18 protein-coding genes are annotated in these 22,648 nt (G+C 47.3%); 9 read left to right on the top strand and 9 right to left on the bottom strand.

What is annotated here, in order from left to right:
* Window positions 1–44 precede the first annotated feature (44 nt).
* The 4 genes from def to trkA are packed head-to-tail and all read left to right on the top strand — an operon-like array spanning window position 45 to window position 4,214.
* A complete protein-coding gene (def, locus tag EST55_RS06980) occupies window positions 45–569 on the top strand; it encodes a peptide deformylase (protein ID WP_100691106.1) in 525 nt (174 codons plus the stop codon).
* Complete coding sequence (gene fmt, locus EST55_RS06985; RefSeq protein WP_129496950.1) at window positions 569–1,516, top strand: methionyl-tRNA formyltransferase; 948 nt, start codon at window positions 569–571, stop codon at window positions 1,514–1,516. The genes def and fmt overlap by 1 nt, the downstream gene beginning before the upstream one ends.
* Window positions 1,513–2,841, top strand: coding sequence for a 16S rRNA (cytosine(967)-C(5))-methyltransferase RsmB (rsmB, locus tag EST55_RS06990; RefSeq protein WP_129496951.1), 1,329 nt, complete (start codon window positions 1,513–1,515; stop codon window positions 2,839–2,841). Before fmt ends, rsmB begins: the two co-directional genes overlap by 4 nt.
* The gene (trkA, locus tag EST55_RS06995) at window positions 2,838–4,214 is read left to right on the top strand and encodes a Trk system potassium transporter TrkA (protein WP_100691109.1); all 1,377 of its coding nucleotides are present in this window, start codon (window positions 2,838–2,840) and stop codon (window positions 4,212–4,214) included. Before rsmB ends, trkA begins: the two co-directional genes overlap by 4 nt.
* Here trkA and EST55_RS07000 read toward each other — a convergent pair.
* Genes EST55_RS07000 through EST55_RS07010 form a run of 3 tightly spaced genes read right to left on the bottom strand, consistent with a single transcriptional unit; the run spans window position 4,211 to window position 8,148 of the window.
* Window positions 4,211–4,825 (bottom strand): YigZ family protein, encoded by a 615-nt coding sequence (locus EST55_RS07000; RefSeq protein WP_129496952.1) that lies wholly within the window; start codon window positions 4,823–4,825, stop codon window positions 4,211–4,213. The genes trkA and EST55_RS07000 overlap by 4 nt on opposite strands.
* A gap of 2 nt (window positions 4,826–4,827) precedes the next feature.
* Window positions 4,828–6,177 carry a Xaa-Pro dipeptidase gene (gene pepQ / locus EST55_RS07005; protein WP_129496953.1) on the bottom strand — a complete coding sequence of 450 codons (1,350 nt, stop codon included), beginning with the start codon at window positions 6,175–6,177 and terminating at the stop codon, window positions 4,828–4,830.
* 9 nt (window positions 6,178–6,186) lie between these two features.
* Window positions 6,187–8,148, bottom strand: coding sequence for a transglycosylase SLT domain-containing protein (locus EST55_RS07010; RefSeq protein WP_129496954.1), 1,962 nt, complete (start codon window positions 8,146–8,148; stop codon window positions 6,187–6,189).
* Window positions 8,149–8,283: 135 nt separating this feature from the next.
* Here EST55_RS07010 and fadB point away from each other — a divergent pair, with 135 nt between their 5' ends.
* The 3 genes from fadB to tusA all read left to right on the top strand — a co-directional run bounded on the left by fadB (window position 8,284) and on the right by tusA (window position 12,135).
* Entirely contained in the window at window positions 8,284–10,440 is a 2,157-nt protein-coding gene (gene fadB, locus EST55_RS07015) for a fatty acid oxidation complex subunit alpha FadB (RefSeq protein WP_129496955.1), read from the top strand.
* 20 nt (window positions 10,441–10,460) lie between these two features.
* Window positions 10,461–11,624 (top strand): acetyl-CoA C-acyltransferase FadA, encoded by a 1,164-nt coding sequence (fadA, locus tag EST55_RS07020; protein WP_129496956.1) that lies wholly within the window; start codon window positions 10,461–10,463, stop codon window positions 11,622–11,624.
* Between the two features lie 271 nt (window positions 11,625–11,895).
* Window positions 11,896–12,135 (top strand): sulfurtransferase TusA, encoded by a 240-nt coding sequence (tusA, locus tag EST55_RS07025; protein WP_129497026.1) that lies wholly within the window; start codon window positions 11,896–11,898, stop codon window positions 12,133–12,135.
* 18 nt (window positions 12,136–12,153) lie between these two features.
* Here tusA and EST55_RS07030 read toward each other — a convergent pair whose 3' ends face one another.
* Both EST55_RS07030 and EST55_RS07035 read right to left on the bottom strand, forming a co-directional pair.
* Window positions 12,154–12,645: a GNAT family N-acetyltransferase gene (locus EST55_RS07030; protein ID WP_129496957.1), complete on the bottom strand. Its 492-nt coding sequence runs from the start codon at window positions 12,643–12,645 to the stop codon at window positions 12,154–12,156.
* A gap of 26 nt (window positions 12,646–12,671) precedes the next feature.
* On the bottom strand, window positions 12,672–13,271 hold the full coding sequence (locus EST55_RS07035; protein ID WP_129496958.1) for a DNA-3-methyladenine glycosylase I: 600 nt from the start codon (window positions 13,269–13,271) through the stop codon (window positions 12,672–12,674).
* A 93-nt stretch (window positions 13,272–13,364) separates the two neighbouring features.
* On the opposite strand from EST55_RS07035, the gene glyQ reads away from it, so the two are divergent.
* Together glyQ and glyS are read left to right on the top strand one after the other, a co-directional pair.
* Window positions 13,365–14,276, top strand: a complete 912-nt coding sequence (gene glyQ / locus EST55_RS07040; RefSeq protein WP_129496959.1) for a glycine--tRNA ligase subunit alpha — start codon at window positions 13,365–13,367, stop codon at window positions 14,274–14,276.
* 13 nt (window positions 14,277–14,289) lie between these two features.
* The gene (gene glyS, locus EST55_RS07045; protein WP_129496960.1) at window positions 14,290–16,356 is read left to right on the top strand and encodes a glycine--tRNA ligase subunit beta; all 2,067 of its coding nucleotides are present in this window, start codon (window positions 14,290–14,292) and stop codon (window positions 16,354–16,356) included.
* Window positions 16,357–16,426: 70 nt separating this feature from the next.
* Here the strand turns inward: glyS and gyrB are convergent, their stop codons facing one another.
* Genes gyrB through dnaA form a run of 4 tightly spaced genes read right to left on the bottom strand, consistent with a single transcriptional unit; the run spans window position 16,427 to window position 22,442 of the window.
* Window positions 16,427–18,844 (bottom strand): DNA topoisomerase (ATP-hydrolyzing) subunit B, encoded by a 2,418-nt coding sequence (gene gyrB / locus EST55_RS07050; protein WP_129496961.1) that lies wholly within the window; start codon window positions 18,842–18,844, stop codon window positions 16,427–16,429.
* 16 nt (window positions 18,845–18,860) lie between these two features.
* Window positions 18,861–19,925: a DNA replication/repair protein RecF gene (recF, locus tag EST55_RS07055; protein ID WP_129496962.1), complete on the bottom strand. Its 1,065-nt coding sequence runs from the start codon at window positions 19,923–19,925 to the stop codon at window positions 18,861–18,863.
* Between the two features lie 11 nt (window positions 19,926–19,936).
* A complete protein-coding gene (gene dnaN / locus EST55_RS07060; RefSeq protein ID WP_129496963.1) occupies window positions 19,937–21,040 on the bottom strand; it encodes a DNA polymerase III subunit beta in 1,104 nt (367 codons plus the stop codon).
* Window positions 21,041–21,068: 28 nt separating this feature from the next.
* Window positions 21,069–22,442 (bottom strand): chromosomal replication initiator protein DnaA, encoded by a 1,374-nt coding sequence (gene dnaA, locus EST55_RS07065; RefSeq protein WP_088767102.1) that lies wholly within the window; start codon window positions 22,440–22,442, stop codon window positions 21,069–21,071.
* Between the last annotated feature and the right edge of the window lie 206 nt (window positions 22,443–22,648).

A 22,648-nucleotide genomic window follows, 5' to 3' on the forward strand; every position in this document is an offset into this window, starting at 1 on the left:
AATTTAAGGTAAACTATAGGGTAGATGAAGTTTTGGAGGTTTCTATGGCAAAAATGACAGTTCTTAAATATCCCGACGAACGTTTACGTAAAGTCGCACAAGTAATTCCGAAAGTAGACGATACTATTCGTGCGGTTATCGATGATATGTTCGAAACCATGTACGACGAACAAGGTGTCGGACTGGCCGCAACGCAGGTGGATGTGCATCAGCGTTTATTCGTCGCCGATTGCAGCGAAGATCAAAATGAGCCGTTAGTGTTCATTAATCCGGAAATCACCAAGGCCGAAGGTCATTTTAAAAATGACGAAGGCTGCCTGTCGTTCCCGGGGGTTTACGCCAAAGTTGAACGAGCCGAAACCATTACCGTCAAAGCGTTAGATAAAAACGGTGAAGAGTTCTCACTGAATGCAGAAGGCTTACTGGCTATTTGTATTCAACACGAAATAGACCATTTAAACGGCAAATTGTTTGTCGATTATCTGTCCCCGCTAAAACGTGAGCGCATTCGCAAAAAACTGGAAAAAGAGCAGCGTTTAGCTGAAAAATTTGCGTCGGAAGCCCAATAATGCGCATCGTTTTTGCCGGAACCCCTGATTTTGCGGCACAGCACTTGTCGCATCTTTTAGACGCCGACTTTAACGTAGTCGGTGTCTACACACAGCCTGACCGCCCTGCAGGACGTGGAAAAAAACTACAACCCAGTGCCGTAAAGCAATTGGCTGAAGCTAACCAGTTAGCCGTGTTTCAGCCTGAGTCGCTGAAAACAGAAGCAGCGCAAGAAGAGCTAAAGGCATTAAAACCAGACGTCATGGTTGTGGTGGCTTACGGTTTATTATTGCCTCAGTCTGTGCTCGATATTCCAACCCGGGGCTGTGTGAACGTGCACGGCTCACTGCTGCCAAGGTGGCGCGGCGCAGCGCCTATTCAACGAGCGATATGGGCGGGCGACACTGAGTCCGGCGTTGCTGTGATGCAAATGGAAGCGGGGTTAGATACCGGTCCCGTACTGCTGGAAAAACGCTGCGCAATTGACCCTGATGAGACCTCAGCGTCGTTGTATAAAAAGCTTGAAGCACTGGGTCCGCAAGCTTTAATTCAGACACTGAAAAACTTAGACGCATACCACGCCAAAGCCCAGGTTCAGAATGACCAACAAGCCACCTATGCCAAAAAACTCACTAAGGCGGAAGCAAAAATCGACTGGAATAAGTCTGCGGCCTTTATTGAGCGTTGTACCCGGGCATTTACCCCCTGGCCGGTGAGCTGGTGCGAGTCCGGCCAATTGGGTGAACAAAAAACCATAAAAGTTATTGAAGCGGAAATTGCACAGGGTGCAAGCCAAGCAGCGCCGGGGACTATTGTACAAACCTCTAGCGACGGTATCGATGTTGCCACGGGTGATGGTGTTTTACGAATCACGAAAGCACAAATGCCAGGAAAAAAGCCTCAGCCAGCCGCAACACTCATTAACGGTTATGCCAAGGTTTTTACTGAAGGCTTACAGCTATTATGAGTGAGTCAAACAAAAGTGAGAGCAAAGGATCAGGTGCAACGAGCCGAGCTGCTGCAGCGACTGCGCTTTTCCAGGTATTAGAAAAAGGCGAGTCGTTATCCACTGCGCTGCCCAACGCCACCGCAAAGCTTTCCCCGCAGGACAAGCGTTTAGCAAGTGCAATTAGCTACGGCGTGTTGCGCGTTCTTCCTACGTTAAACAAGCTTGTTGGCGCCAAGCTGCAACAACCACTTAAAGGCAAACTGAAAGTCCTGCACTACCTGCTATTGGTTGGCGCGTACCAGCTCTATTGTCAGCGTATCAAAGACCACGCTGCAGTGAGCGCAACGGTTGAAGCTGCCGTTGTGTTGAAAAAGCGCAGTAACAAAGCGCTTATAAACGGAGTTTTGCGCCAGCTATTACGCGAAGCGCCAGACGCCGATGAGAACTTTGAGCGGCACTTACCTGAGGACAACGCTCACAACCACCCTCGTTGGTTAGTACAACAGTTTGAAACTGACCACGGCGATAAAGCGGCATCAATTCTCAGGGAAAATAACCAGCACCCTCCGATGTGGCTTCGCGTTAACGAGCGCCAGTTCTCCCGCGATGACTATATGGCGCAACTGAAAAGCGAAGGTATTGACGCGGTGCCAGACACGGAAGCACGTAACGCGATTAAATTGCTAACGCCATGCCCTGTCGATAAATTACCTCATTTTCATGACGGCGCTGTGTCTGTGCAAGATCGCTCGGCACAACTGGCCGCTGACTATCTTAATGTGGATAACAGCCACCGGGTACTCGACTGCTGTGCCGCGCCGGGCGGAAAACTTTTACACTTATTGGAAAGGCACTCTTTTGACTGCCCGGTTCACGCTGTCGAACTTGACGCAAACCGAATAGAACGCATCAACGAGAACTTAGCACGCCAGCAGCTTTCGGCAGAGGTTCACTGTGCGGATGCGGCCGACCCGTCAAAGTGGTGGGACGGCAAGCCTTTTGACCGCATATTATTAGATGCACCCTGTTCTGCGACTGGCGTAATTCGTAGGCACCCGGACATCAAATGGCTGCGTAGACAAAGTGATATCACCGAGCTTGCTGAACTTCAGGGCCACATACTGAACGCATTATGGGAGACGCTTACTCCCGGGGGCGAACTCCTTTACGCAACTTGTTCAGTGATGCGGGTAGAGAATCAGTCTCAGATAGAGACTTTCCTAAAGCAGCACAGCGATGCTACTCTCATACCCATAGAGTCGGATCAGACCATGGTTCAAATTTTACCAGGTGATGCTGACGGCGACGGCTTCTTTTACGCGAGACTTAAAAAAGCACAATGAAAATAATCATATTGGGTGTTGGTCAGGTTGGCGGTACGCTGGCAGAAAACTTAGTCGGCGAAAAAAACGATATTACGATTGTCGACACAAACGCCGACCTATTGGACGACTTACAGGACAAATACGACTTACGTGTCGTGGCTGGTAACGGCGCACATCCGGACGTTTTACGACGCGCAGGTGCAGACGATGCTGACTTACTCATTGCGGTGACCAGTAGCGATGAAACCAATATGATTGCCTGCCAGGTCGCCTACTCTATTTTTAATACGCCAAAGAAAATTGCCCGTATTCGCTCAGAAGAATACATTCGTTACAAAGACCAGTTATTTCATAATCAGGATGCGCCGGTCGATAACATCATTTCACCTGAGCAGCTTGTTACCAATTATATTAAACGTTTAATTGACTACCCCGGCGCCCTGCAGGTTATGGAATTTGCCGGCGGTCGAGCATCTCTTGTCGCCGTCAAAGCATACTATGGCGGTAAACTTGTGGGTCATGCTATTTCAACCCTGCGCGAGCATATTCCCAATATCGACACTCGTGTTGCCGCTATTTACCGTCAGGGCAAACCCATTCGCCCAACTGGCACAACAGTGATTGAAGCGGACGATGAAATTTTCTTTATTGCCGATACTCGACACATTAGCACGGTAATGCAAGAGCTTCAGAAGCTTGAGGACAAGTATCGCCGGATTATGATTGTTGGCGGCGGTAATATTGGTGCCGGCTTAGCAAAACAGCTTGAAGATGACCACCGGGTGAAGCTGATTGAGCGTTCTGAGACACGAGCCGAAGAGTTGTCTCAGCGTTTAGAGCATACTCTTATATTCCGGGGCGATGCGTCTGATCAGAAGCTTTTAGAAGAAGAGCACGTTGAAGATATAGATGTATTTATTGCTGTCACCAACGACGACGAAGCGAATATTATGTCGGCCATGCTGGCTAAGCGTATGGGTGCTCGCAAAACCATGGTGCTTATTCAGCGCAGTGCCTATGTCGACTTAGTTCAGGGCGGTGAAATCGATATTGCTATTTCTCCGCAACGCGCAACGGTATCAGCGCTACTGACTCACGTCCGTCGTGGCGATATTGTGAACGTTTACTCGCTACGAAAAGGTGCCGCTGAGGCGATTGAAGCTATTGCGCACGGCGACGAGGACACCTCAAAAGTAGTAGGCAAAGCCATAAAAGACATCAAACTACCACCAGGCACCACCATTGGCGCAATTGTGCGTGGTAATGAAGTATTAATGGCGCACAGCGAAACCATCATTCACTCAGACGACCACGTTATTCTGTTCTTGCTCGATAAAAAATACATCGATCAGGTAGAAAGAGTCTTCCAGCCCAGTGCCATGTTCTTCTAGTACGGGCGCAATTGTACGCGCCCTTGTGTGGCGGCCTGTAGCTTTTCTTGCAATTCATTCACTTTCGAAGGCTCTAGCCGTACTTCCTGAGCAATAATGTCACTGTATTCTGCTTCCCGAACTTCTGCATCATAGCGTTCAAAAAGCTGCTCAACGGCACCTTGATCGGTATAGTCAAAGCGGATTGAGAACGACTGTTTATACACGAGCGTTTCCGCTTTTATATTGGGCAGCGCTTCACACACGGCATCTTTATAAGCTCTCTGAAGGCCTCCGGTGCCTAGCTTTGTCCCTCCGAAATACCGGACAACTACAGCCGTTACCTGTCCTATACCAACGTCACACAGTGCCATCAACATAGGCCTGCCAGCCGTTCCTGACGGCTCGCCGTCATCGCTGTAGGCATAACCGTGACTGTCCTCGGGGTGACCAAACACTGACGCGGTACAATAGTGACTGGCTTTAGGGTAGCGCTTTTTAATCGTCTCTTTAAAGTCCAACGCTTCTTCCGATGTTTTTGTCGGACTTAAGCAGGCAATAAATCGACTACCTTTCACCTCAATTTCGGCTTCAGCGCCTTCTATGGCTATTAAATAATTCTCACCCGACAACGTCAGTTCACCTTCAATTTAAAGTCTTTCAGCTCGGTTCGGCGCGTTAAGTTATCATTTTTCTCTCGGTAAACAACAATGTTGTCTTCAATACGAACACCGCCGTAAGGACGAAATTCGTCCACGCGTTTCCAGTTTATCAGGTGCTTTTTATTGGAAGACGCCAACTTATTAAGCATCGGCTCAATAAAGTAAATACCAGGCTCTATGGTATAAACCTGCCTCGCTTCAACCGTACGAGTTGTCCGCAGCGTTAGCTGTCCTTTTGGTGAAGGGATTGGCGTGCCACGTTCGTCGGCTTGGGCGGCACCGACATCATGGACTTGTAAGCCAAGCGGGTGCCCTAGCCCATGCGGGAAAAACACTGTAGTGATGCCATCTTCAACCATTTGATCAGGGCTGCAACGGACAAATCCGAAGGCAAATAATAGGTTCGCGATTTGCTCATGAGCAAGTGTATGCAAGTCCGGAAAGCTAACGCCCGGTTTTAGCTTATCTATCAGCGCTAACGTAATTTGATCAATCGCCGCAATAAGCTCTTCGTATTCGTTGTGCTCATACGACCAGGTGCGGGATATGTCCGCCGCGTAGCCACAGACTTCTGCCCCTGCATCCACAAGCATTGACCGCAACGAGGTTCTGTTAGCGGTAGCTAGCTGCCAGTGATGCAGGACGCTAGCGTTTTCATTCTGCCCAATAATATGGCCGTAAGGTACTTCATTCTGCCCCTGCCGGGTTTCTGACATATAGCTTAAAAGGCACTCAAACTCCGAGGCGCCTTCAGCGAAACTCTCTGCTGCCGCAATATGTCCTCTTGCCGCTAGCGCGTTTGCTTCTTCCAGACACGCCAACTCATAGTCTGTTTTAAATAATCGATGATAATGAAAAAAATGCAAAACTGGGTCGGGGTTTATATTGTCAAAACCAAGCGCTTTAGCCACCTCTATATGTTCACCGATATAAGCGGCGTGCTTTTTGTCATAAGGTAAAAGGGTTTCAATAGCCTCTGGCGTTTTCAGGTGTTCCACGTGGAACGCCCGTGTCCAATCTTCAGACTCCACCGACTTGACCGTGTGCCAAAAGTCATCCGCTGCCAACAGAACCAATGTCGGCTTCGTCTTAGGCTGAACAATTACCCAAGCATTGGGCAATTGTGTTTCTGGGCACCAGGCTTTGAAATGAGGGTTAGCTCTGAAGGGATAATTCATGTCATCCAGAAACCAGCGCTTCTGCTGCCCCGAATGAATGGCCAATAACTCTAAGTTTTCGCGCTCTAACAAACGCTCTGAGCGTTTTTGCAATTCATCAATGTGGCTTTGAAACAACCGCCATAAACCGGCCGATGCGATCATATAGTCGTCCTATTCTGAACCAACAATTTTCATGTCTATCACGTCTTCAAATAAGTTATCTTCTTTACCACCCAGCATTCGATAAATTTGTTGATAACTTAATACCGCTTTGACGTAATCTCTGGTTTCATAATAGGGTATTGTTTCAATCCATGCATCTGCTTCCATCGGTTCTTCGGGCAACCACTCCCTAACACGGTAATAGCCCGCGTTATAACTTGCAGTGGCCAACAGCCAGTTATTCTCGAAGCGATGTTTTAGACGGCCTAAATAATACGTACCTAAGCGCACATTGACCGACGGGTTATTAAGACGACGCCAATTCGAATTACCATCAAGTTTTTTGGCGGTGCTCGGCAATATTTGCATGAGCCCGCGGGCGCCGGCACTTGAGTAAGCGTCATGCCGAAACGCACTTTCTCTACGCGTAATAGCCAGAGCCCATTCTTCATCGATTCCTGCCGCTTGAGACGCCCGACTTAAAATTCCCTGATACGCAAGCGGGAAGCGAATACCCACGGCGTCAAAGTGCCCAATTTGCGCGAGTGTCCAAATGGCCTGATCGTGCCATCCCCACTCACTTGCTAAGTACGCAGCAACTTTTTGCTCTTCGCCGTCAAGCTGTGTCAGTAAATGGTTCCATTCTCGGCGTGCGTCCACCCATCGCTCTAATTGAATAAATTCATAGGCTCGCTGGACACTGGGATGACTTCGCACCTGCTCAAGCTGAACCACGCTGACTTCCAGCTTTTCCTGCTCTAAGCTGATTGGCTTTTGTAAACGAGCGGCGGAGAGAAAGCCATAGTAATGTCGTTCATCTGACAGGTCTTCATAAAGCTGTTGCGCCGCTAAGTCATTCCCCAGCTTTTCTTCGCTCCTGGCTAACCAGTAGCGCCACTGATTCCCCTGCTTTATGGCCATCGGCAACGCGTTGATAACCGCTTTTAAACCTTGAAAATCGTTGTCCTTTATATGAACGGCCAGTCGCCACTGCAATACTCGTTCGTTAAGGGCTTCCGGTGGAACCCGCGAATGCCATATTCGCGCTTCTGGGTGGTCGTCCAAGCTAAGAGCCACCGCAAACTCTTCGGCAATCTCTGCCAACTGCTCTTCGCGAAATGGAAGGCTGTCTTTCAGCTTGTCATACGCTCTAAGAGCGATATTTTCGTCCCGCCAAATCAATTTTTTCAAACCGAAGGTAGCAATTTCAGCTTCACGCGATGGATAACGACCTTTGAACCAACCTGAATCTTCTAATGCCGCGGGCGAATAGCGCACTTTATGATAAAACTCACCTAAATATTGCTGGAGTTCTGGTAACAGTCCCGTTAAGTAAGGAATTAGTGTTGCGTTGCCACTGGTGGCGGCCAACCGCAACCGTTCCCAAACCATCTCGTCCGTTCGCCCACCCAGCTCTGTCCACTCTTTTAAGATGGGATCACAAGCCTGAGGCAAAGAGAACCCATGCTGCCAAATCGCGTCGACTTGTCGCTTAAACGGGCCATCTTCAAGCCCTTCTTCACGGCGAGCATGAATAAACTGGCAACGATGCGTCAGCGTGCCTGGATGCCTGAAATCACGAATAAAGCGCTTGTTTTCACCTTCACTTGCCAAATAACTGAGCCAGGGCTGGCGTAACTGCCAGTCCAAAGGGGTGCCTTCGTAGGTTTTTAAAAACTGAAGCACTCTGTCTTCATTCGCCAAATAACCCACCTGCTCGAGCCGAGTTAGCTCTAGGTAAGGTTTTAACGGATAACCGTCTAATTCCTGAAGTAACTGCCGATATTCATTTAAGCGCCCTCTTTTGGCGGCATATTCCGCTTTTTTGAATAACTCGCGCTGCTGCTCTCGTTGTTCTGAGCCCATGATTTCTGTTACCGCAGGCTCTGCATGCGAGATCCCGCCTGCAGCAATTGCACAAGCGAGAATAAAAGGCCGACTGTAACGAATGATAAACGATTGCTTCTTCATTAATTCAAACGCATGTTTAAATAACCGTTGAAAAATTAGCGTATTCGCGCCAAACTCTCTCTACCTTAACCCAAAGCTATAACAGAATCAGTTTCTTTACAGCAACAAATTAATGGAAGTCGTGGGAGACCCAAGATGATCTATCAAGGTGAAAGCATTCGGGTCGATTTTATCGAACCAGGTTTCGCAGAATTACAATTTGATGCGAAAGGCTCGGTTAATAAATTCGACCAGGCAACATTAGAAGAATTCAGCGAAGCGCTGACAAAACTTAAAAATACCGATGACCTGCGTGGCGTCATTGTCACCAGTAGCAAGTCGACCTTTATTGTCGGCGCTGACATTACAGAGTTCCTGACACTATTCTCTGATCAGGAAAAAACCCGCAGCTGGGTAGCAAAAGCATCGCGTGTATTTGACCAATTGGAAGACCTGCCAGTACCAACAGTTGGTGCGGTTAAAGGTTTCGCGTTAGGCGGTGGTTGTGAAGCCCTATTAGCCTGTGACTACCGTGTAGCAGACACCACAGCAACCATCGGTCTGCCAGAAGTTAAGCTGGGTCTTATCCCGGGCTTTGGCGGCACCATGCGTTTACCACGGGTGATTGGTCCGGACAACGCTTTGGAGTGGATTACTACCGGCAAAAACAACAAAGCAGAAGCCGCCCTTAAAGTGGGTGCTGTCGATGCGGTTGTTGAACCAGAGAACTTGACAAAAGCGGCGTTGAATTTAGCAAAAGCTGCTGCTGCCGGTGAGCAAGACTGGAAAGCCAAGCGTCAGCCGAAGTTAGAGCCGCTGAAAGCTAACGATACCGAGTTAATGATGACTCTGGTTACAGCAAAAGGCTTGATCGCAGCGAAAGCCGGTAAACATTACCCGGCACCACACAAGGCGCTAGAAGCAATTGAGAAAGGTGCTCGCGAACATCGCGAAGGCGCATTGAAAGCAGAAAATAATGCGTTTTTCGACCTGACTCAAACTGACGCATGCCAGGCACAGGTTGGTATATTCCTGGCTGATCAAGCTGTTAAAAGTAAGTCCAAGAAATACGCCAAAGCCGCAACCAAAGAAATCAGAACTGCGGGTGTATTAGGCGCTGGTATTATGGGCGGCGGTATCGCTTACCAGTCAGCGCTTAAAGGTGTTCCTGCTGTCATGAAAGACATTAAGCAAGACGCACTGGATCTGGGCATGAAAGAAGCCGGTAAGATCCTGAAAAAGGGCGTTGAGCGCGGCAAAGTAAATAACGAGAAGATGATTAAAGTCTTGTCGTCAATTACTCCGACCCTGCTGAATGAAGCAGTCAAAGACGTTGATATTGTCGTAGAAGCCGTTGTTGAAAACCCAAAAATTAAAGGGTCGGTGCTGGCTGAAATTGAAGGTGTCATTGGTGACGACGCTATCTTAACATCAAACACCTCAACCATTTCGATTACTGAACTGGCTAAAAACCTGAAACGCCCTGAAAAATTCTGCGGTATGCACTTCTTCAACCCGGTACATAAAATGCCATTGGTTGAGATTATTCGTGGCGAAAAAACCTCAGACGAAACCGTTAATGCGGTAGTTGCCTACGCTCTGAAGCTGGGCAAAACACCTATCGTTGTTAACGACTGCCCAGGCTTCCTGGTAAACCGCGTACTCTTCCCTTACCTGGCAGGCTTTGCCGGTATGGTTGATGAAGGCGTTGACTTCGTCGGCATCGACAAGGTTATGGAGAAGCAGTTCGGTTGGCCGATGGGTCCTGCGTACTTAAGCGACGTTGTCGGCATCGACACCGCAGACCACTGTACGGTAGTTATGGAAGACGGCTTCCCTACCCGCATGAAACGTGACACCTCAAGCGCTATAGCCAAACTGGCAGCGGCTGAGCGTTACGGTCAGAAAAACGGTAAAGGCTTCTACGTATACGGTACCGACAAAAAAGGTAAGCCAACCAAAGAAGCGGATCCGGCGACTTACGAATTACTTGGCTGTGAGCAAGGCAAAAAGCTGGACGCAGACGAAGTCATTGCTCGCTGCATGATCCCCATGGTGAACGAAGTCGTTCGCTGTCTGGAAGAAGACATTGTCGGCTCTGCTGCCGAAGCAGACATGGCATTACTTTACGGCTTAGGCTTCCCTCCATTCCGAGGCGGTCCATTCCGTTATCTGGAAACAGTGGGTATCGACAACTTTATTCAACTGGCTGACAAATACGCACACTTAGGCGAAATTTACCAAGTGACTGACGGCATGCGCGAAATGGCTAAAGCCGGTAAATCTTACTTTGACACAACCAGCGCGAAGTAAGGCTTGAGGAGGTTATTAAAATGAAAGACATCGTCATTGTAGATTGTATTCGTACGCCAATGGGGCGTTCAAAAAATGGTGTTTTCCGCCATACTCGTGCCGAAGACCTCTCAGCTGCGCTGATGAAGGGCTTACTTGAACGTAATCCGGAAGTAGATGTTGAAGAACTGGAAGACATTTACTGGGGTTGTGTGCAGCAAACTTTAGAACAAGGTTTCAATATTGCGCGTAACTCAGCACTCATTGCGGGTATTCCGCATAAAGTGGCCGGCGTTACCGTAAACCGTCTGTGTGGCTCTTCAATGCAGGCGCTGCACGACGCAGCCCGCGCTATTATGAATGGCGACGGTGAGATCTTTATGGCCGGTGGTGTTGAGCACATGGGTCACGTACCAATGACTCACGGCATCGACTTTCACCCGGGCATGAATAAGTCTGTAGCAAAAGCGTCGGGCAGTATGGGTATGACCGCTGAATTGTTGTCTCGTAAATTCGGTATTACCCGTGAACAACAAGACGAATTCGGCGCTCGCTCTCACAAGAAAGCGCACGAAGCGACCGTGGAAGGCCGTTTTGCAAAAGAGATTTATCCAATTAACGGGCACAACGCCGACGGTGAGCTGGTACGTGTCACTGAAGACGAGGTGATTCGTCCGGAAACCACTGCAGAAGGCCTGTCACAGCTTCGCCCGGTGTTTGACCCTGCCAACGGCACGGTAACCGCAGGTACCTCGTCAGCCTTGTCTGACGGCGCAGCTGCCATGTTGGTTATGTCGGCTGACAAAGCCAAAGAACTGGGTCTCAAACCACGCGTTAAAATCCGTTCAATGGCGGTTGCAGGCTGCGATCCTTCTATCATGGGTTACGGACCAGTACCGGCAACCGAGAAAGCACTTAAACGTGCTGGTGTGTCTATTGACGACATCGACGTTGTTGAGTTGAACGAAGCCTTTGCCGCACAGTCTCTGCCTGTTCTTAAGGGCTTGAAGCTGTTCGACAAAATGGAAGAAAAAGTGAACCTGAACGGCGGTGCTATCGCATTAGGTCACCCGTTAGGCTGTTCCGGCGCACGTATCTCAACGACGCTGATCAACCTGATGGAAGAGAAAGACGCGAAGCTTGGCTTAGCAACCATGTGTATTGGTTTAGGTCAGGGTATTGCTACTGTCTTCGAACGCGTTTAAAAGAAACAGCAAAATTAGGGCGGTTTAATACGACGCTCTCAGTAGAGGAGCCATTTGGTAGCTCCTCCGCTGTTAATTGACGTAGGGTACTCAGAAACTGTCTGCAGCCATGGATGGCTGCAGTCAAGCCCCCAGGGATGGGTTCACGGCGTGTTTCTGAGTACCCTGCGTTAAATAAAAGGAGGAGCTGCCAAATGGCTCCTCTCCCCCTCACCTCTTAAGCGCGAAAGTGTTAAACTCTCCGTTAATTCCACTTAATTTTTTAAAGCTAATGACTCAAATTACCTGCGACAAAGAACTCGATACCCTTGGTCTTAAATGCCCGGAGCCCGTCATGCTGGTAAGAGCGGCTATTCGTAAAATGGAAGTTGGCCAAGTGTTACTGATTATAGCGGACGACCCCGCAACAACCCGGGACATTCCGGGCTTTTGCGAGTTTATGGAGCATGAATTAGTGGGCTCTGAAACCGAAGATATGCCTTACCGCTACTGGGTTAGGAAGTCCCACTAAGAGCCTGACGTTTGGGTGTCAGGTTTTGTCTTTATTTAAATACATTTCCCAGAACTCAGCCTGACCAACATCGCCGAGCTCGTAAGGTTCAAAGCCGAAATTTTTGTACGCTTGCTTGGCTCGGTCGTTATTTTCCAGTACTTCCAGGGTCAGCTTCACGCAGCCACGAAATTCTGCCAACGTTTTCACTTCGTCCAGCAGTTTACGTGCAACTCCTTTACCCCTGTATTCCGGTATAACAGCTATATCATGAATGTTCATCAGCGGCTTAGCAGCGAATGTAGAGAAGCCTTCCACACAGTTAGCAACGCCAACCGGAGTGTCACCGTCGTACGCCAGCAATGAAAAAACATGATCTCTTTTTGCCATCTCATCAATCAGGTTTTCTTTCACTTCTTCAGAAATACCTTCTCCGCCACCCATGGGATCTTTAGCATAGGCGTCAAGCATTGCGATAACCGCGCTGCGATGTTTGGGATTGCTGTAATCCGCTAATGTTATATCAATCATTCTTCCTTCGCTCTTTTAACAACGTTTTACAACGTAAATTGCTTCATTTGCTGTACGACAGGTTCGTAACAATGACAGCTAACAACATGGTCGTTAACCATACCAACTGCTTCCATAAAAGCATAGCAAATGGTGGGGCCAACGAACTTGAATCCTGCCTTTTTCAACGCTTTGGCCATTGCTCTGGAGGCTTCATTTTCGGTGGGAATTTGCGCTTGTGTCTTATAACTGTTGATAACAGGTTTTCCACCAACAAAAGACCACAACCACCGACCAAAGTCTTCGCCTTGTTTTTCAAGCGCTAAATACGCTTCGGCGTTGGTAAATATGGCGTCAATTTTTTTCTTACTGCGAATAATATCACGGTTGGTATAAAGCGCTTCCCGATGTTCGTCACTCATTGCCACAATAGCCTGTGGATTAAAGTTTAAAAAGGCTTTTTCGTAACCGGCTTGTTTGCGCAAAATGGTTATCCAGCTAAGACCCGCTTGTTGGCCGTCCAGACACAACTTCGCAAAGAGTTCTTGCGATTCTCGTACCGGCCTTCCCCAGACATTGTCATGATAAGCCCTATAGTCATCGGCCGATTCACACCACGAACACCGCTCCGGCTGATTATTTGTCAAGCCATCCCCTATAACCAAGGCGCTTCAGAGGGTATAATCTACGCATATTTTTCGACCATCGGTCAACCACAAATAACAAAGCAGAGAACGCGTATGTCGAAATACGATGTAAAAACCTTTCAGGGGCTTATTCTAGCCTTACAAGATTACTGGGCTCAGCAAGGCTGTGCCGTGGTTCAACCTCTGGATATGGAGGTGGGCGCCGGTACATTTCATCCAATGACCTTTCTGCGTTCAATAGGGCCGGAGCCGGCTAGCTTCGCTTATGTACAGCCTTGTCGCCGCCCCACTGACGGACGCTACGGCGAGAACCCGAACCGTCTTCAGCATTACTATCAGTTTCAAGTCATTATGAAGCCGTCGCCAAAAGACATCCAGGCGCTTTATTTGGGCTCCTTAGAAATGCTCGGTTTTGACACTTTGACGCATGACATACGCTTTGTGGAAGACAACTGGGAGTCGCCAACGCTCGGTGCCTGGGGCTTAGGTTGGGAAGTTTGGTTGAACGGTATGGAAGTCACCCAGTTCACCTACTTCCAGCAAGTCGGTGGTTTAGAGTGTCGTCCGGTTGCCGGCGAAATTACTTACGGCCTTGAACGCCTGGCAATGTACATTCAGGGCGTGGACAGCATTTACGACTTAGTCTGGACAGACGGACCACGTGGAAAAATCTTATATCGCGATGTTTTTCATCAAAACGAAGTTGAGCAATCCACTTATAACTTCGAGTACGCTGATGTCGATGTGCTGTTTCAGCGTTTTGAAGACTGCGAAAAAGAATGCCAATTGCTGATAGAAAAGGCCCTGCCTCTACCCGCTTATGAGCAGGTAATGCGCGCATCACATGCGTTCAACTTGTTAGACGCCCGACACGCCATATCCGTAACCGAAAGGCAGCGTTATATATTGCGAGTGCGAACCATGGCTAAGGCAGTTGCTGAAACTTATTATCAGGCACGAGAAGCGTTAGGCTTCCCTATGGCCGACAAGAAAGCCGAAGACTAAGGAGAGCATAGCTGTGAATAAAGACAACCTACTGATTGAATTAGGCACGGAAGAGCTTCCTCCAAAGGCTTTGAAAGCATTACGTGACAGTTTTAAGTCGGGCATACAAGCAGGTTTGGAATCGGCTGAACTCTCTTTCGAAAGCATTGAAGCTTATGCAACACCACGTCGTTTAGCGGTGCTTGTAAATCAGGTAGAGACAGAACAACAAGACAAAGTTGTTGAAAAACGAGGCCCTGCGGTTAACGTAGCCTTTGATGATGCAGGCAACCCGACCAAGGCAGCAGAAGGCTGGGCTCGCTCTAATGGCATTACGGTTGACCAGGCTGAGCGCTTAAAAACCGATAAAGGCGAATGGCTACTTCATAACGCAACGGTTAAAGGCCAGCCTTTAACACAATTAGCGCAAGGATTTATTGAGTCAGCGATTAAGACACTACCGATTCCGAAACCCATGCGCTGGGGCGACAGTACGGCTCAATTTATTCGTCCGGTGCACACACTGACCGTCATGCTTGGCGGTGAACTGATTGAAGCCGAAGTACTGGAAACCAAAAGCGCCCGCTTTATTCAAGGTCACCGGTTCCATTCACCGGAAGGTTTCGAGCTCGACCACGTTGATAACTACCTAAGTAAGCTGCGTGAAGCGAAAGTGATTGCTAACTTCGAAGAGCGCATTGATATTATCCAGTCCGAAGTTACGCGTTTAGCAAACGAACTTGGTGGTCGCGTTATTCAGGACAATGATTTAGTCGAAGAGGTTGCTGCATTAGTCGAGTGGCCAGTTGCTTTAACGGCAAGTTTCGATAAAGGCTTTTTGGATGTACCTAAAGAGCCGCTTATTGTCACCATGAAAGACGATCAACGTTATTTCCCGGTCGAGGACAATAACGGTCAGTTACTGCCGCAGTTCATATTCATTACGAATATAGAAAGCCGCGACCCACAGCAAATCATTCATGGTAATGAGAAAGTTATTCGCCCTCGCCTGGCAGACGCTCAGTTCTTCTTTGAGTCCGACAAGAAGCAAACGCTTGAGTCACGAATTGCCAAACTCGATTCGGTTCTTTTCCAGAAGCAACTTGGCAGTATTGGCGACAAAGCTCGCCGCATTGCTGAATTAGCAGAAAAAATTGCGTCGCTTCTTAAAGCTGACGCTCAAGCAGCTAAGCGCGCCGGTCTGCTGTGTAAGGCTGACTTAGTTTCCGACATGGTCTCAGAATTCCCTGAAACACAAGGCGTTATGGGAAAGCATTACGCGCTTAATGATGGCGAAACAGCCAGTGTTGCAGAGGCTATAGAGCAACACTATTGGCCTCGTTTCTCAGGGGACCATTTACCTCAAAGCAAAGAAGCATGCGCTGTTGCGCTTGCGGATAAGCTAGATACTCTGGTCGGTATTTTCGGTATTGGCCAAGTGCCTAAAGGGGACCGCGACCCATTCGCTCTGCGCCGAGCTGCGCTTGGGCTTTTACGCACATTGGTCGAGCGTGACTTACCACTCGACTTAAATGAGCTTTTAGCGTCCTCTGCCGACGGTTTTGGAGATAAGCTGTCTAACCAAGCGGTTAAAGCGGATGTCTTCGACTTCCTACTCGGACGTTTCCGCCCATGGTATCAAGAGCAAGGCATTTCCGTTGATGTCATTCAGGCGGTACTTGCTCGCTCACCGTCAAAACCGGTTGATTTCGACAGGCGTGTTAAGGCCGTTGAAGCATTTAAGTCGCTGGATTCAGCAGAGAGTTTAGCTGCCGCAAATAAGCGCGTAGGTAACATATTGGCGAAATCCAAGGAGTCGATAGACGGTCAGGTTCAATCAAGCCTTTTACAAGAAGCGCCTGAAAAAGCATTGTATCAGTTGCTAAATGAAACAGAGCAAACGGTTAAACCGCTCATTCAGGATGGTAACTACACCGATGCCCTAACGCAACTGTCTAACCTGAAGGAGCCTGTCGATGAATTCTTCGAGCACGTTATGGTGAATGCTGAACAGGATGATATCCGTCTTAACCGCCTGAATTTACTGTACCGTTTACGCCAGCTTTTCCTGGAAATAGCGGATATTTCATTACTGCAATAACCGTTTAGAAGATAGAGAAAAAGGCGGCTCCGGAAACGGTAGCCGCCTTTTTTGTATCAAAAGTAACAGACTAAACGTCTAAGTTTGCTACTTTCAGTGCATTAGATTCAATAAATGCACGGCGTGGCTCAACTTCATCACCCATAAGGGTCGTAAACAACTGATCCGCTCCTATCGCATCTTCAATCGTTACCTGAAGCATACGACGCGTTTCTGGATCCATGGTGGTTTCCCAAAGTTGGTCTGGGTTCATCTCTCCCAAACCTTTATAACGCTGTACGTACAAACCACGTTTAGACTCGCTAATTAACCACTCAACCGCATCTACAAAGTGATCGATTGGTTGCTTCTTATCGCCACGGAGTACATAGCCGCCCTCTTCAACCAGCGAGTCAATTTCTTCGCCGAGCGTTACGATTTGCTCGTAATCTTTCGACATTAAAAACTCGTAGTTTAGTGGGTAGTCGGTATCGACACCGTGCTGACGAATCGTGGTTGTTGGCAGCCACATTTGACGCTCTTCGTCTTCATGCAATGACATTTTGTAGCTGGCTGAGTCCACTTCACGAGCGGTTAAATCATCATTAAGTGTCTTAACCCAACCTTCCATATAGCTTTTGTCTTTTAAGCGCTCGTCAGTCAAACGAGGCGCATAGAATAGACGCTGAAGGAACTTCTCAGGCATACGGCGGCTTAAACGCTTTATATTTTCTTGCGCCATCTGATAACCATTTACTAGGTTTTCCAAACGCTCGCCCGATATGCCTGGTGCTGTCTCATTGACGTGCAAGGAAGCATTATCCAGCGCTAGACTAGTTAAGTAACGAATAAGTGCTGGGTCATCTTTTATGTAGACTTCCTGTTTACCCTTTTTCACTTTATAAAGCGGAGGCTGCGCAATATAAATATAGCCACGCTCGATAATCTCAGGCATTTGACGATAGAAGAACGTCAACAGCAGCGTACGAATGTGAGAACCATCGACGTCAGCATCGGTCATGATAATGATTCGATGGTAACGCGTTTTATCCGGATCGTACTCGTCGCGACCAATACCACAGCCCATTGCTGTTATTAGCGTCCCAACTTCTGCAGAAGATAGCATCTTGTCGAACCGCGCTTTTTCAACGTTCAGGATTTTACCTTTAAGCGGCAGTATTGCCTGATTCTTACGGTTACGACCCTGCTTCGCAGAACCACCTGCGGAGTCACCCTCCACAATATAAAGTTCAGAAAGTGCCGGGTCTTTTTCCTGACAGTCAGCTAATTTCCCGGGCAAGCCAGCGATATCTAACGCGCCTTTACGACGTGTCATTTCGCGGGCTTTTCGTGCCGCTTCACGTGCTCTGGCCGCATCAATAATTTTATTAATAATGAGTTTTGATTCAGTTGGATTTTCTAACAGGTAGTCTGCCAACTGTTCATTCATTGCTTGCTCAACCGCTGATTTCACCTCAGAAGACACGAGTTTGTCTTTCGTTTGTGATGAAAACTTAGGGTCTGGTACTTTCACAGAAATAATAGCTGTCAAACCCTCGCGAGCATCATCGCCAGTCGCCGATGTCTTTGTCTTCTTGGTGAAGCCTTCCTTTTCCATGTAAGCATTCAACGTACGCGTCAATGCTGCACGGAAACCCGCTAAGTGAGTACCACCGTCTCGCTGAGGAATGTTATTCGTAAAGCAGTAAATATTTTCCTGGAATGAATCATTCCATTGCATGCTGACTTCTACCGATATGCCATCTTCTCTTTCTGCAGAAAAATGGAAGGCTTTTTCATGAATAGGCGTTTTATTCTGATTCAGATAGTTAACAAACGCAGCAATACCTCCTTCGTATTTAAAGAGGTCTTCTCGGTCATCACGCTCATCACGCAAACGGATACCGACCCCAGAGTTTAGGAAGGAAAGCTCACGCAAGCGCTTAGCTAAAATGTCGTAATGAAAAATAGTATCACTAAAGGTTTCACTGCTCGGCCAGAAACGTAGCTCTGTACCGGTCGAGTCAGTTTCACCGACAGGGGTAACATCACTTTCCGGCTCACCCATATGGTAAGTTTGCTCATACACTTTGCCTTGGCGACGTATTGTTAGTTGTAACTTCTCTGACAACGCGTTAACAACAGAAACACCAACGCCGTGCAAACCACCGGATACTTTATAAGAGTTATCGTCGAATTTACCACCGGCGTGTAACACCGTCATAATAACCTGGGCCGCCGACACGCCCTCTTCTTCGTGAATGTCGACAGGAATTCCACGGCCATCATCTTTTACTGACACGGATCCGTCAGAGTGAATGGTGACGAGAATTTCTGAGCAGTGACCAGCCAAAGCCTCATCAATAGAGTTATCGACAACCTCAAAAACCATGTGATGCAGACCCGTACCGTCGTCCGTATCGCCGATGTACATCCCTGGACGTTTACGAACTGCATCCAATCCTTTAAGGACCTTAATACTCGATGAACCGTAGTTATTTTCTTCCATAGTTATTATCTCGATATCATTCGTTTATTGCCCCATGTTCCACGTGGAACATTTTGGGCGATTTTTGAAATTTATCCGACAACTGCTTACCAGTAATCGCTGTGACAAATACTTGCGCATCTAGTTGTTCAAGCTGTTGGCAAAACAATCGCTGATTTTCTGCATCCAGCTCGGATGTCAGATCATCAACCAAATAAACACAGGACTCATTTTTCATCGTCTGAAAGTGTTTCCCCTGCGCTAATTTCAATGCTGAAACCAGCACCTTTAACTGACCGCGCGACAAACGATGTTTTACATCCACCCCATCAGCCAAAATTTTAATATCCGCTTTATGCGGACCTACCGATGTAAAGCCGTATTTCTTATCTTTGTCTGTATGGCTTTCTAAGGCCGAAAAAAGTGACTGGGTACTATCCCACCCTTTTTTTAATCGAACCTCGATTGTAACATTTGAGAGGAAAGATTTCGCTAATTCTTGTATATAATCCGCCAGTTCTTTCAAATAATTTTCACGGCTAACCGTAATAAGCTCGCCATACTGCGAAAGCTGCTCGACCCAATATTTATCCTGATTTGCGGAGGCCTTGTATTGCTTTAATAAACTGTTTCTTTGTTTCAGTATCTGAGTGTAGGACACCCAATTTCGATAAAATGAATGTTCCACGTGGAACACTCCCCAATCTAAAAATTGGCGCCGTAAACTTGGTCCTTCTAAAAGAAGGTCTACAGACTCAGGCGTCAACAGTTGAACGGGGACTAAGCGAGCCACCTCTGACATTTTTGTTGCGTTTGTATTATCCAGTCGCAGCGTTTGCTCACCCGCGGTTGTCCTTCTAACGCCAATTGAGTGATTTTCTGTACGACAGAAAATCGTAAATTGCTCAGCGCTTTCATTAATAAGCTGCCGAAATCCACCAGGTCGAAAAGACCGCCCAAAACCCAATAAGTAAATTGCTTCTAAAAGACTCGTTTTACCAGACCCATTACTGCCGGTAATTAAATTGATATGTCTATCAGGAGAGATGGCCACTTCCTGGAAGTTTCGGAAGTGGCTTAAATTGAGCGAGTTTATAAACATCTAAACAGATATTACAAACGCATTGGCATGATAACGTAACAGCAAGACTCGTCGTGTTGAGGTTCTATCAACGCACTGCTATTAGAATCCGAAAGCGTGAAAGACACCTGCTCTTCATCAATATTATTCATTACATCAAGCAAATAGCTAACGTTGAAACCAATTTCCAAATCATCACCTTGGTAGTCAACTTCAATAATCTCTTCAGCTTGCTCTTGCTCTGGGTTGGTTGCTGTAATGCAAAGTTCGCCCGAGCTCAGGTTCAAACGAACCCCTCTAAATTTCTCATTAGACAAGATTGAAGCACGACTGAATGCCTGCTTAAGTGTGTCTCTATCAGCAATAACAACTTTGTCGCCGCCGCTTGGAAGTACGCGGCGATAATCAGGGAAGCGCCCATCAACCAATTTACTGGTAAACATCAGCTCAGGTGTTTCAACACGAATATGATTATTGCCAATCGATACCGTTACTTCGTGTTCATCTTCGCCTAATAAACGAAGCAATTCCACCACCCCTTTCCTCGGCACAATTACCTGGCGCTGCGTTAACCCTGGTTGATCAATTGCGCAAGTGCTCATAGCCAAACGATGTCCATCAGTAGCGACTGAGCGAAGCATACCGCTATCTGTTTCAAACAACATACCATTTAAGTAATAGCGAACATCTTGGTTTGCCATGGAGAAATGCGTTTTCTCCATTAAGTCTTTCAAAATGCCCTGCTCTGTTACGAGCTGAATATCGCTTTTCCAATCATCAATATTAGGAAAGTCATCCGCAGAAAGTGTACTCAGCTTAAATTTGCTTCGGCCGGATTTTACCGTGGCGCTGTCACCCTCAGCGGTAAACTCAATCACTGAACCATCGGGCAAACTACGGACAATATCGACTAATTTTTTTGCCGGCACGGTTACCGATGCATCCATATCCGCAGATTCCAATGCAACAGACGACACCAACTCAACTTCTAAATCCGTGCCAGTCAGCTTCAATTGCCCGTTTTCAACCTGCAACAATAAATTGGAAAGAATTGGTAACGTGTGACGTCTTTCTACTGCGCCACTCACTACCTGAAGCGGCTTTAAAAACGCATCGCGATTAATAGAAAATTTCATGACTCATTCCCCTGTAATGACGACATGCTTAAGACGACAACGTCCGTATTAAATTACGATAATCTTCTTTTATGTCGTTCTGAGCATCTTTTAATTCTTGTATTTTTCGACACGCATGGAGCACCGTTGTGTGATCCCGACCACCGAACGCGTCCCCTATTTCCGGTAAACTATGATTGGTCAATTCTTTAGCTAAGGCCATTGCCAATTGCCGTGGTCTTGCCACCGAGCGGCTACGACGCTTTGACAAAATATCAGCCAATTTGATGTTGTAATACTCGGCTACCGTCTTCTGAATATTATCAATAGTAACGAGCTTTTCCTGCGCCGCTATCAAATCGCGTAGGGCTTCACGTACAAAGTCGATGGTTATTGGACGACCAGTAAGTTGGACGTTAGCAACCACCCGGTTCAACGCACCTTCAAGTTCCCGAACGTTTGAACGCAACCGTTTAGCAATAAAAAACGCCACTTCGTGCGGCATATTCAAACCACGCTCTTCAGCTTTACGCATCAGAATTGCGACCCGCGTCTCCAATTCCGGTGGTTCAATAGCAATGGTCAAGCCCCAACCAAAACGCGACTTTAAGCGATCTTCTACCCCTTCTATTTCCTTCGGGTAATGGTCGCTGGTCATTATGATTTGCTGATTACCTTCCAACAAAGCGTTAAAGGTATGGAAAAACTCCTCCTGAGACCCCTTCTTATTCGCAAAAAACTGAATATCGTCAATAAGTAACGCATCTACAGAGCGATAATAACGCTTGAATTCGTTGGTCGAGCTGTTTCTGATTGAGTTCACCATATCCTGAACGAAACGCTCAGCTCTAATATAGAACACTTTGGCGCCTTTTTTGTGCGCCATAATGCCATTACCAACAGCATGTAATAAGTGCGTCTTACCAAGACCCGTACCACCATAAACAAATAACGGGTTATAAACACCACCAGGGTTTTCAGCCACCTGTATTGCCGCTGCTCGCGCTAACTGGTTCGACTTACCTTCAACAAAATTATCAAAGGTGTATTCTGGATGGATATTGCTTTCGAATTCCTCTGATGACTCGTTACTGCTACCGGAAAATCCAGTTGCCTTTTTGCGAACAGCCGCGGCACGCTTTTGCACCGACGCTACGGAAGAGGAGCGGCCATTGGAAACTTCACCTACTTTCAAAACAACATTCGGTGCTGTTTCACCATTGCACAGGTTTGAAAGGTAGTCATTAATGGTTTTTAAGTACTTGTCGCGCACCCAGTCAACCGAATAGATGTTCGGAGCAAATAAGGTTAGCGTGTCACCGTTTTGTTCGGCTTGAAGTGGTCTGATCCACGTGTTGAACTGCTGTAACGGAAGTTCCGATTGCAGTCGCTCTGCACATTGTTGCCAAAGCGAATTATTCACACTCTTCTCCTGGATCGTTTATTTATTATAGTATCCAACGATTGTACTTCAGTCATTCTTTTTCCGCCAGTCAAAAACACGCGAAAACGGCATAAATAAAGGACTTTTTTATTTTACAGCAAAGCATAAATTTGGCTCATATTTTGCTTTGAAAGCATCCATTCTAAAAATAGTTAAAAATATAAAAAGTGCATAAGTCAAAAATT

The sequence above is a fragment of the Idiomarina sp. 29L genome (assembly GCF_004123135.1).
GTDB lineage: Bacteria > Pseudomonadota > Gammaproteobacteria > Enterobacterales > Alteromonadaceae > Idiomarina.